The sequence below is a fragment of the Streptomyces sp. NPDC058401 genome, from assembly GCF_042722885.1.
GTDB lineage: Bacteria > Actinomycetota > Actinomycetes > Streptomycetales > Streptomycetaceae > Streptomyces.
The window spans coordinates 1-11,451 of record NZ_JBHXKA010000191.1 but is presented as its reverse complement, the minus strand read 5'-3'; the positions used below and the strand labels follow the sequence as shown (position 1 = coordinate 11,451).

Annotated in this window: 9 protein-coding genes and 1 pseudogene; 8 read left to right on the top strand and 2 right to left on the bottom strand. The window is 72.6% G+C overall.

What is annotated here, in order from left to right; translation table 11 throughout:
* Positions 1–200: 200 nt before the first annotated feature.
* The 4 genes from ACFWNV_RS37125 to ACFWNV_RS37110 all read left to right on the top strand — a co-directional run bounded on the left by ACFWNV_RS37125 (position 201) and on the right by ACFWNV_RS37110 (position 3,654).
* Positions 201–1,640 (top strand): hypothetical protein, encoded by a 1,440-nt coding sequence (locus tag ACFWNV_RS37125; RefSeq protein WP_383955913.1) that lies wholly within the window; start codon positions 201–203, stop codon positions 1,638–1,640.
* 12 nt (positions 1,641–1,652) lie between these two features.
* Complete coding sequence (locus tag ACFWNV_RS37120; RefSeq protein WP_383955910.1) at positions 1,653–2,264, top strand: hypothetical protein; 612 nt, start codon at positions 1,653–1,655, stop codon at positions 2,262–2,264.
* 65 nt (positions 2,265–2,329) lie between these two features.
* On the top strand, positions 2,330–3,172 hold the full coding sequence (locus tag ACFWNV_RS37115; protein ID WP_383955907.1) for a histidine kinase: 843 nt from the start codon (positions 2,330–2,332) through the stop codon (positions 3,170–3,172).
* A 56-nt stretch (positions 3,173–3,228) separates the two neighbouring features.
* Positions 3,229–3,654 (top strand): hypothetical protein, encoded by a 426-nt coding sequence (locus tag ACFWNV_RS37110; protein WP_383955904.1) that lies wholly within the window; start codon positions 3,229–3,231, stop codon positions 3,652–3,654.
* Between the two features lie 26 nt (positions 3,655–3,680).
* Here the strand turns inward: ACFWNV_RS37110 and ACFWNV_RS37105 are convergent, their stop codons facing one another.
* Positions 3,681–4,058 carry a hypothetical protein gene (locus tag ACFWNV_RS37105; protein WP_383955901.1) on the bottom strand — a complete coding sequence of 126 codons (378 nt, stop codon included), beginning with the start codon at positions 4,056–4,058 and terminating at the stop codon, positions 3,681–3,683.
* Positions 4,059–4,112: 54 nt separating this feature from the next.
* On the opposite strand from ACFWNV_RS37105, the pseudogene ACFWNV_RS37100 reads away from it, so the two are divergent.
* Positions 4,113–4,882: pseudogene (locus ACFWNV_RS37100) on the top strand (glycerophosphodiester phosphodiesterase).
* 95 nt (positions 4,883–4,977) lie between these two features.
* Here the strand turns inward: ACFWNV_RS37100 and ACFWNV_RS37095 are convergent.
* Positions 4,978–6,543, bottom strand: coding sequence for a ricin-type beta-trefoil lectin domain protein (locus ACFWNV_RS37095; protein WP_383955898.1), 1,566 nt, complete (start codon positions 6,541–6,543; stop codon positions 4,978–4,980).
* 107 nt (positions 6,544–6,650) lie between these two features.
* Here ACFWNV_RS37095 and ACFWNV_RS37090 point away from each other — a divergent pair, with 107 nt between their 5' ends.
* The 3 genes from ACFWNV_RS37090 (at position 6,651) to ACFWNV_RS37080 (ending at position 11,393) form a co-directional block, all read left to right on the top strand.
* A complete protein-coding gene (locus tag ACFWNV_RS37090) occupies positions 6,651–8,066 on the top strand; it encodes a class II fumarate hydratase (RefSeq protein WP_383955895.1) in 1,416 nt (471 codons plus the stop codon).
* Positions 8,067–8,178: 112 nt separating this feature from the next.
* A complete protein-coding gene (locus ACFWNV_RS37085; protein WP_383955893.1) occupies positions 8,179–8,934 on the top strand; it encodes a DUF402 domain-containing protein in 756 nt (251 codons plus the stop codon).
* A 230-nt stretch (positions 8,935–9,164) separates the two neighbouring features.
* On the top strand, positions 9,165–11,393 hold the full coding sequence (locus ACFWNV_RS37080) for a SpoIIE family protein phosphatase (RefSeq protein ID WP_383955890.1): 2,229 nt from the start codon (positions 9,165–9,167) through the stop codon (positions 11,391–11,393).
* Positions 11,394–11,451: the final 58 nt, after the last annotated feature.

Here is an 11,451-nt window from a genome sequence, read left to right as displayed (position 1 = left end):
GCCCACCTGGCCAACGACTTCTACCACACCCCCCCCCCGTAACCCACCTACCCCCACATCCCGGCCCGCGGCCCGGGCCTGAAACGAGTTCCGGTGGGGGCGGCGGCCGCCGCCCCCACCGGAACACCCTCCGGCCGCACGGACTCGAACGTTTAGGCTGGGCTCCGTGCCTTGTTCGACGCTCGGCGGGGGGAAGCGGCATGCTCACTTACCAGGACGTGATGACGACCGACTACGGGCGGCTGCTGACCGCGGCCGACAAGTGGCAGTCGATGGCGGACGAGTTCCGCAAGGTCGAGGGCCGCTACCGGGACAGCGTCCAGAAGATCCACATGAGCGGCAACTGGACGGGCGTGAGCTCGGCCGCGTCCTTCACCAACTTCTCCGCGACCCGGTACGAGTTCCAGGCCGCCCAGACCCAGGCGAAGGCGACCGCCACACTGCTGCGCAACGGGCACCAGCAGCTCACCGAGCTGAAGAAGACCCTGGAGAGCGCGCGCGAAGGCGCGGTGAAGGCCGGAATGAGCGTCTCCGGTACGGGAGTCGTCGCCTTCGACTACGAGAAGCTCGACCCGGCCGAGAAGAACGCCGTGCGGCACGACCCCGACTACATGGCGAGCGTCAGGACCGCCGAGCAGTCCTGGCGCGACTACCTCAAGGAATGCGTCAAAGCCGTCGACGAGGCCGACCAGGACCTGCGCAAGGACCTGGAAGCCGTCGTCAAGGACGGCAAGGGCGGCACGGGCGACGGGACGGCCGGCACCGGGTTCAACGGGCAGGCCGACACGGTCGCGAAGGGCGACGAGGCGCAGAAGCAGGAGCGGCTCGACCTCGCCTGGCTGAAGAAGCGCGACGACGAGACCCTCGACGACTACACGGAGCGCCTCCAGAAGGAGGGCCTGACCCGCCTCACCGGCAACCCGAAACTGGCGGAGCTGGTCTCCAACGTCAGCAAGGGCACGGTGACCGCGGGCGCGTTCGCCACGGCGCTCACCGCCGTCGGCATGAACTCCTGGAAGCTGAACAGCTACTTCAAGGACGTGAAGGCGGGCAACTTCCCGAAGGCCTTCACCGCACCGGGCACCCTGCTCCCGCGCGAGGCCAACGCGCGGCTGGCCGGCGCGGCACCGGGCAGTCTGCTGAGCCGGCTGCCCCCGAACGTCGCGGGCGTGCTCACCGGCTCGGACGAGGCGGCCATGTGGGGCGGCAAGATGCAGAACGGCCGCTTCTTCCTCCCGACGGCCGCCGAGGCCAACCTCCTCACGGTCGCCAAGCAGGGCGGAGCGGCCAACGCGATGAAGGCGGCCGGTGCGCTGCGCGGCCTGGGCGTGGTGGGAGGTGTCGCGGCCACCGCCTACGGGGTGGCGAACCTGGCCACGTACGACACCGACATGATCAAGAAGGACCCCGCGAAGTTCGCCACCGACGTCACCGGTACGGCGTTCAGCGCCTCCATGACCATGCTGACCGTCGCCCCCACCCCGCTGACCGCCGGCATCGCCGTGGGAACCGGAATCGCCTACGGCGCCGCGCTGATCTGGGACAACCACGAGGCCATAGGCAAGGGCCTGGAGGCGGCCGGGGACAGCATCGCCAGTGGTGCCAAGAAGCTCGGCAGCGCGCTGAACCCGTTCGACTAGGAGGGCAGGGACATGCACGTCCAGACCACGCCGTTCACCCTGGGCACGTGGCGCAGCCACGGCACCAACGAACTCGCGCGCGAAGGCTGGCGGGGAGAGTCCCCCGAGTGGGGGGAGATCACCGTGGCCTCGCTGCACGGCGCGGACGGCGGCGCCGGCGCCACGGAGGTCACCGGCCCCAGGATCCCCCGCGTCGTCTTCCGGTCCCGCGGCATCCGGCCCCTCGGCACCGAACGGCCGTCCCTGAACGAGGCGACCCTGCGGGTCGGGGGCGCGACGGTGGCGCTGGAGCGGAACCGGTGGGCGGCCACGCACCGGGGGCGCGCCCTGCGCATGCGGTACCTCGGGGACCAGTACCGGCTCTGGGCGGTCGACCGCCGTCAGTACGTCCTCATGCGCGAGGCCGACAACGAGGACCGCGGTGTCACCTTCAGGGTGAAGGAGTCCGGCATCGGCAAGTGGAAGCGGATCGAGGTCAGCGTGACGGGCCGGGCCCTGGAGGCCGACGTCGCACTCGCCGTCCTGTTCGCCGGAGTCGACCGTTCCGTACTCACCCGCCGGGGCGCCGTGCGCGCCGCCGTCAGGAAGACCTTCCTCATCGCGGCGGACGCCGCCCAGACCTGAACACCACCCCGGCCTGACCACCACCCCGGCCGGCCGGCTAAACGACCCACGGAGCCAGTGAGCGCATGCCTTCCTACGACCTTTCCCGCGCCCGTTTCCGCCTGAGCGACGAGCACCTCGTCGTCCTCGTCGCCATGGCGACCGGGGAACCCGTACCGGACGAGTTCCTCGGCCGCCGGGAGGAGCTGCGCTCGTGCGGGCTGATCGACGGGAACGGGCTGCTGGCCCACGTGCTGATGCCGCTGCTCGACACGTTGATCACCCCGTCCGTGGTCATCTCGCTGGAGACCCTCGGCCGTCAGGGACAGTTGCACCACGGACTGCTCATCGGACAGGACCACGCGGTCTCCCACCAGGCCTGGCCCGGCGCGGACGAGTCGGAGTACGCCTCCGTCGAGCCGAGGACGCTGGTGTGGGCGCTGGCGGACATGGTCAACCTGCACCAGACGGACTCCGCGGCCGGATCCGGGACCGGCCGGGACGCGGTGGTCGAGACCCGGCTCGGTACCGTCGAGGCGGGGATCGCCGCCCTGGAGGAGCTCGTGGGCACCGGCGGCGCCGACTCCGAAGGGGAGTACGTCCGCAAGGCGCTGGCCCAGGACGGGGCCCTCGGCGAGGAGCAGGCGGCCCTGCTCGCCGGCCTGATCACCGGACTGCGGGCGAGCTGGCGGATGACCGCGGCGTGGCGGGGCCGCGACGAGGGCCGGGACGGGGTCGAGGGACGCGGTGTCGCGGTGTGGGACTGCGGCCCGCTGGGCTACTGGCACCGGGAACTGCCGGCCGAGCCGGTGGCCGCCGGGCAGGTGGACCCGGACGCCACCGTGCGGCTGGTCCGGGTGACGCCCAAGCGGGTCTGGGACCTGATCGCGGACCTGCTGCCCGCGGAGGGCGAACTGCGGACACCCTGACCGGGGTGCCCGGGCAGGACGAGGATGCTGGACAAGAGGGAGGACGGAGCGTGTCGGTGGACTTCGATCACGAGTGGGAACGAGCGCGGGGCGGCGGCGATCAGCAGGTGGCCACCCGGCTGAACGGCCTCGAAGGCGGCCCGGGCCCGGGCGGACCGGGAGACTTCGGCTCCACCCCGGCCGAGAAGACGGCGGCGGCGAACACGATAGAGACCGAGCTCGAACCGGACACCAAGACCGCCGCGGAGCATGCGGACGAGGCGACGAACACCGCGGTCACCGGCTTCGACGGCTGGGAGACCGCCGCGGGGCTGAAGAAGGTGGCGGAGACCTGGGACGCCCAGGTCAAGAACCTGATGGGCCGCCTGTCCTCCGAGAAGACCGCCCTGCGCGGCGCCTCGGGCCTCTTCGTCCGCAACGACACCGGCCTGGGGTCCCAGTTCCTCCCGACCGGCTCCCGCTCGAAGCTGAACGGCCTGTAGCGGGACCGGAACCCGGCCCGGGCCGGTCACCGTCCCGGCACGGAGCCTTCCGCTCCGGCAGCGCCCGGCCCGAGCACCGCCGCCTCCGCCGGGGTGACGTCGATGCCGTCCGCCCGGGCCCGCCGAAGCTCGGGCAGTGTCAGGCCGAGGACCTCGCGGACGGCCTTGAGCGGAGCGCCATCCGGGCCGCCGACGGCGAGGTGCACGGTGCCCTCGCGGGCCACGATCACCTCGCGGATCCACGGCGGGGCCGGCTCCCATCCGCCGTCGCACGACTGGAGCCCGATCGCGGTGCAGTAGAACTGGTCCTCCCAGCGCAGCCGGCCGTCGACGACGTGCTGCCAGGCTTCGCTCCGGCAGGAGTCGCAGGGCTCGCAGTGCAATGTCACGAACTGTTCGTCCACCGGTGCAGCATGCCGTTCCGGGGACGGCCGCCGCATCCGGTTAACGTCTGACCCATGAAGCGGCCGTCCACCTCGTCCCCGGCCCGCGGTACGCGGGTCATCGCGCATCGCGGGGCCTCCCACGAGCATCCCGAGCACACCATGGCCGCGTACCGGCAGGCCATCGCCGACGGGGCCGACGCGCTCGAATGCGATGTGCGGCTCACCGCCGACCACGGCTGGTCTGTGTGCACGACCGGCGGGTCGAGCGGACCTCCGACGGGCGCGGGGTCGTCTCCGAGATGACGTACGAGGAGCTGCGCGCCCTCGACTTCGGGGGGTGGAAGGGGTCCGGCCATGCCGGGGCCCGGGTGCTGCTCTTCGAGGATCTGGTCAAGGAGGCGCTGGCCGCGCCTTACCCGGTCGGGCTGGCCGTGGAGACCAAGCACCCCACCCGCGCGGGCGGCCGTCTGGAGGCCGAGCTCGTGCGGCTGCTCGGGGAGTACGGGCTCGCCGACGGCTCCGCCGGCCGCGTCGAGGTGATGAGCTTCTCCCGGACCGCGCTGACCCGGATGCACCGCCTCGCGCCGGGGCTGCCCGCCGTGTACCTGATCGAGCGCAGGCTCCGGCCGGTCCGGCCGCCGTACGCCACGCACGCGGGCCCGGGCATCGACCTCGTACGGCAGGATCCGGGTCTGGTGGGCCGGCTGAGGGCGAAGGGGCTCCGGGTGCGGGTGTGGACCGTGGACGAGCCCGAGGACGTGGAGCTCTGCGTCCGGCTGGGCGTGGACACGATCATCACCAACCGGCCCCGGGACGTGCGCAAGCTGCTGCTCGACATGTGAGTACGGGACGTGTGAGCACCCGGCCGGGGTGCGCCGGCCGGGTGTGGGGGGTCGTACGGAGTGTCGGACCCACGGGGGTACGGGTCCGGGGGCGGTTATGCGAAGCGCTGGTTGGCCGAGCCGTTGCAGGTCTGGAGGCGCAGCGGCTCGTGGGCCGCGGCCACCGTCAGGCACATGCCCGGGGAGGCGGCGGGCCGGTAGGTGGCTCCGTCGCGGACGAACTGCTGGTTGGCGCCGCCGTGGCAGTTCCAGATGATCAGCGCGGTGCCGTTGCCGTAGTTGGCGCCGGGCGCGTCCAGGCAGCGGTCGTGGGTGAGTTCGACGTGGAGGGACTTCTTCGCGGAGTCGTACCACCAGCCCTGGTTGCGGCCGCCGTGGCAGTCCCAGCCGAGGACCTTGGTGTTGTTGGCGCTGGAGCCGCCGTTGGAGTCGACGCAGTTGCCCGTCGCCTCGTTCTTCAGCGGCTTGTACAGGTCGTCCCAGGCCCCGGCCTGCAGGACGGGGGTGCCGGTGCTCGCCGGGTCGGCGCAGGAGGCCTCGCGCAGGCCGGAGGCGTAGAGCTGGGTCAGACAGGACGCGAAGGCGCCGTGGCCGCGGTAGTTGGGGTGGAAGGACTGGCGGGCGGTGTTCTCGTCCCACGGGAAGTGGTCCCCGAGGTCGAGGTAGAGGCCGCGGGCCCAGGTGTCCTCCATGCAGACCTCGTGGCCCTGGAAGAGCCGCGAGTTGTCGAGGTAGGTCGCGCCCGCGGCGAGGGCGGCCGCGCGCATGCCCTTCTCGAAGGTGGGCACCGCGTAGTTGCGGCCCCAGGCGGCGTCGGAGTCGTAGCCGGCGCAGCCGCCCGGGAGCTTGCCGGGGAAGTCGGGGTTGTCGTTGAAGTCGGGGCCGATGGGGCTGGGGTAGCCCATGACGACCAGCTTGTAGTCGGAGTCGGCGTAGCCGGCGTCGCGCATGACAGACTTCAGGTCGCCGATGGTCGACTGCACCTTGGGCTTCAGCCCGTCGACGCGCGCCTGCCAGCCCGGACCGTACTTCGGTTCGCAGGTGCCCTGGCTGAGCACCCAGCGGGTGACGCAGTCGGTCATGACCGGGCCGAACTGCAGGTCGTCGTTGGCCCCGGCGACCAGCAGCACCATCTTGATCCTGGTGTTGCGGGCCTTGATGGCCAGGCTGTCGCTCTGCACCAGCTCGTCGGCGTACTGCTTGCTGCCGCCGATCTTGATGTTGCCCGTGTAGCCGCCGGAGCAGGCCGCGTTGAAGGTGTAGTCGGCCGCGATGCCGGTGCGGTGGATCGCCGAGTCCGGCGACCGGTGGCACTGGTTGGACGGGGTGTTGGTCGCCGGGTCGTAGTTCCCGACGCCCTCGCCCGAGATCTCGCTGTCGCCCAGCGAGATCAGACCGGTCTTGCGGTCCGCGAGCGGGCGGATCGCGGAGTCGCCGTAGATCTTGACGGCCTCGGCGGCCCGGATGGCCTCCAGTTCGGGCGTGAGGGCCGTGGCCGCGGCCCCGGCGGAAGAGCCGGCGGCTGTCGCCGCGTGGGCCATGGGGGTGATGGCGGTGATGCCCCCGAGGGCGGCCGCGACCACCGCGACGGCGGCGAAGGTAGATCTGAACGTGGATCTGAACGTGGATCTGAACCTGGACTGTGTACGGACACGTGCCATGAGCGCCTCCCCGATCTCGGTGTTACCCCCGGTATTTACTGGCCAGTAGGCGAGTTGGGAACAGTCCGAACAAGACAATTGCTCAACTTTTTGAGGAGGCACCACAGATGACCGAAGAACAGCAGCCGACCGAGGACTCCGCGGAGTACCGCACCGAGCACGACTCCATGGGGGACGTCCTCGTCCCCGCGCACGCCAAATGGCGAGCTCAGACCCAGCGCGCCGTGGAGAACTTCCCCATCTCCGGACAGCGCCTGGAGCGCGCCCACATCGAGGCGCTGGCCCGGATCAAGGCCGCGGCCGCCACCGTCAACGCCCGGCTCGGCGTGATCGACGCCGACATCGCCGCCGCCATCGTCTCGGCGGCCGACGAGGTCGCCGCGGGCCGCTGGGACGAGCAGTTCCCGGTCGACGTGTTTCAGACGGGTTCCGGCACCTCGTCCAACATGAACGCCAACGAGGTGATCGCCACCCTGGCCGCCGAGCGCCTCGGCCGCGCCGTCCACCCCAACGACCACGTCAACGCCTCGCAGAGCTCCAACGACGTCTTCCCGTCCTCCATCCACATCGCCGCCACCGCCGCCGTCACCGGCGAGCTCATCCCCGCGCTGGAGCACCTGGCCGGCGCGATGGAGCGCAAGTCCGCCGAGTTCTCGCAGGTGGTCAAGGCCGGCCGGACGCACCTGATGGACGCCACCCCGGTCACCCTGGGCCAGGAGTTCGGCGGGTACGCCGTCCAGCTCCGCTACGGGGTCGAGCGGCTGCGCGCGGCGCTGCCCCGGCTGGCCGAACTGCCGCTGGGCGGGACCGCCGTGGGCACCGGGATCAACACCCCGCCCGGGTTCTCCGCGGCCGTCATCGCCGAGGTGGCCGCGGCGACGGGACTGCCGCTCACCGAGGCCCGCGACCACTTCGAGGCACAGGGGGCCCGGGACGCACTCGTCGAAACCTCCGGAATGCTCCGTACGGTCGCCGTCTCCCTCACCAAGATCTGCAACGACCTGCGCTGGATGGCCTCGGGCCCGCGCACCGGATTGGCCGAAATCAATCTCCCGGATCTCCAGCCGGGGTCCTCGATCATGCCCGGAAAGGTCAATCCGGTCGTCCCGGAGGCCGCGCTGATGGTCGCCGCCCAGGTGATGGGGAACGACGCCGCGGTCGCCGTGGCGGGCGCCGCGGGCAACTTCGAGCTCAACGTGATGCTCCCCGTGATGGCCCGCAACATCCTGGAGTCCATCCGGCTGCTCGGCTCCGTGACCCGCCTGCTGGCCGACCGCACCGTGGACGGAATCACCGCCAACACCGCCCGGGCCAGGGAGTACGCCGAGTCCTCCCCCTCCGTGGTGACCCCGCTGAACCGGTACATCGGCTACGAGGAGGCCGCCAAGGTCGCCAAGAAGTCCCTCGCAGAGCGCAAGACGATCCGCGAGGTCGTCCTGGAGTCGGGCTACGTGGACCGCGGCGACCTCACCCTGGAGCAGCTCGACGAAGCCCTGGACGTGCTGCGGATGACCCGCCCCTGACCCCGGCGCGGCCGCCCCGGCCCGGGGTCCGGATCCGGTCGTTTCCCGCCCTCGGACACCTCGGTGACCTGCAGCGCAGCGATCCCCCGGACCCCCGCCCTAAGATCTGCCCATGACAGGTACCGGAGGCCGCGGGGGCGGCAGCGCGCGGAGCTCGGAGCCGGGCTCGGCACGGGGCTCGGCACTCAGTGCGGAGCGGGGCGGCGCCGGGAGCGCCCGCTGGGCGCCCGGGGAGCAGATCCTCTGGCGCTACCGCGATCACGCGCCCGACGCGAAGGGCGCCGTCCACATCTGCCGGCCCGTGACCGTGGTGAGCGACACCGACGAGCTGCTCGCGGTGTGGATGGCCCCCGGGACCGAGTGCGTCAAGCCCGTGCTCGCCGACGGGACACAGGTCCACGAGGAGCCGCTCGCCACCCGGTACACCGCGCCGCGGACCACCGTACGGTCGCGCTGGTTCGGGGCCGGGGTGCTGAAGCTGGCACGGCCCGGGGACCCCTGGTCGGTGTGGCTGTTCTGGGACCACGGCTGGGAATTCAAGAGCTGGTACGTGAACCTGGAGGAGCCGCGGACCCGCTGGTCCGGCGGCATCGACTCCGAGGACCACTTCCTGGACATCTCCGTCTACCCGGACCGCACCTGGAAGTGGCGGGACGAGGACGAGTTCGCACAGGCCCAGCGGATCGGCCTGATGGCCCCGGAACAGGCCCGGCGCGTGCGCGCGGCCGGCCGTGCGGCGGTGGACCTGATCCGGGCCTGGGGCCCGCCGTTCTCCGAAGGCTGGCAGGATTGGCGACCGGACCCGGCCTGGGGCGTACCGGCCCTGCCGGAGGACTGGGACCGCACTCCGGCGCATATGACCTCATGAGACCCTTGATGCGCCCCCGGGGGGCAATCGTAGGATCGTCCTCCGCCGCGGCGTCGGCGGTCAAATGTCGCCAGGAGCACAGCATTTGACCTAGGCCGACGCGATAACGAGAGGTAACGAGCGGGACGCGGAAACGCGGGGGGATGGTGTCCCCGCCGCTGAGCGGGTATACCGCGACTGACCGAGTTGAGTGCAGCGCACATCCAGCGCAAACGGACGGAATGCCACGCGTGACGGAGTACCCCACCTCTCAGGAGGGCCCCCAGCCGGTTGCCTCCGGCGGTCGGACGGACGAGCCCGGCCACGGCACGGAGGAACTGGGCCACGGAAAGGCCCCGCTCCCGGCGGCCGAGGCCGTGCGCACGCATGCGCAGCCCCAGGCGGCGGACCTGCCCCGCCCCCGCGCCACCGCGGAGGCACCGTCCGCCTCCGACGGGGCCGGGGAGCCCGGCGACTCCACCGCCGGGCCCGGCCAGGGCGCCGCCCGGGTCCGGGCCGGCCGTGACGAGGCCGCGGCCACCGAGGCCGGCAGCGCGCGCACCCGCGACGGCGAAGCCGCCCGCGAGGCGGCGGAGCGGCCCGCCACGTTCGGGCAGGCCGCTTCCGGGCAGGCCGGCACGTCCGGACTGCCCAGCGGCATCGGCGTCGACGCGACCATCGCGCGGCGGGAAGGCGACCGGCTGCGGTTCGTCGGAGCCGCCACCCGGCGGATCGCCCGCGGCATCGACCTCGACGAGATCGTGCTCGGCCTGTGCCGGGCCACCGTGCCCACCTTCTCCGACGCCATCCTCGTCTACCTGCGCGATCCGCTGCCGGTCGGCGACGAGCGGCCCGTCGGACCGGTCGTTTTAAGGCTCCGCCGAACCGACCGGCTCCGGCCGATCGACGAGTTCACCGGAGCAGGAGCAGGAGCCGCAGCGGGATCGGGATCGGGAGCCGGCCTCGCCGGCGCGATGACCCCCGACGGCGAGCTCGACTTCAGCCAGCTCGCCCTGGTCGGCCCGCAGGGTGACCTGCCCGCGGCCGAGCTGTGCGAGATCCGCCCCGGCGGGGCCCTGGCCGAGGTGCTGCGCGGGGTCCGCCCCGTCTTCGGGTCCTCCGCCGCGGCCCGCGCCGCCCTGCCGGAGCTGCTGGGCGCCGACCATCCGGTCCCGCGCGGCCAGCGGGCCATCCTCGCCCCCCTGCGGGGCCGCCGCCGCGTCATCGGGGCGGCGGTGTTCCTGCGCACCCCCGAGCGGCCCGCCTTCGAGACGAACGACCTGCTGGTCGCCGCGCAGCTGGCCACCCACACGGCGCTGGGCATCGACAAGGCCGTGCTCTACGGCCGCGAGGCGTACATCGCCGACGAGCTCCAGCGCACGATGCTGCCCGACAGCCTCCCCCAGCCCACCGGGGTCCGGCTCGCCAGCCGCTACCTGCCCGCCGCCGAGACGGCGCGGGTCGGCGGCGACTGGTACGACGCCATACCCCTGCCCGGCAGCCGGGTGGCACTCGTCGTCGGCGACGTCATGGGCCACTCCATGACCTCCGCCGCGATCATGGGGCAGCTCCGTACGACGGCCCAGACGCTGGCGCAGCTCGACCTGCCGCCCGCCGAGGTCCTGCACCACCTGGACGAGCAGGCGCAGCGCCTGGGCTCCGACCGGATGGCCACCTGCCTCTACGCCGTGTACGACCCGGTCTCGCACCGGATCACCATCGCCAACGCCGGCCATCCGCCGCCGGTCCTGCTCCACCTGGGCGGCCGCGCCGAGGTGCTGCGCGTACCCCCGGGCGCCCCGATCGGCGTCGGCGGCGTGGACTTCGAGGCCGTGGAGCTGGACGCCCCGGCCGGGGCCACCCTGGTGCTGTACACCGACGGCCTGGTCGAGTCCCGGCTGCGCGACGTCTGGACCGGCATCGAGCAGCTCCGCGAGCGGCTCGCCACCACCGCGCAGCTGACGGGCCTGGACCACCCGCCGCCGCTGGAGGCCCTGTGCGACGACATCCTGGACATGCTCGGCCCCGGTGACCGGGACGACGACATCGCGCTGCTCGCGGCCCGGTTCGACGGGATCGCGCCCAGTGACGTCGCGTACTGGTTCCTGGACCCGGAGGAGACCGCTCCGGGCCGGGCCCGCCGGTTCGCCCGCCGCGCGCTGGCGCGCTGGGGGCTGGAGGAGCTGGAGGACTCGCTGGAGCTGCTGGTCAGCGAGGTGGTCACGAATGCCGTGCGGTACGCCGAGCGGCCGGTGACCCTGCGCCTCCTGCGGACGGACGTACTGCGCTGCGAGGTCGGCGACGACTCCCCGCAGCTGCCGCGCCAGCGCCGGGCCCGGGACGACGACGAGGGCGGCCGCGGGCTGTTCCTGGTCAACCGGATGGCCCGCCGCTGGGGTGCCACCCGGCTGAGCAGCGGCAAGGTCGTCTGGTTCGAGCTCGCCCTGCCGGCCCCGCCGGCAGCCCCGGAGCGCCACTGACCGGGCCCGTACGGACGCCGCAGACACCTCTGCCCCGCAGGCTTCTCGCCTGCGGGGC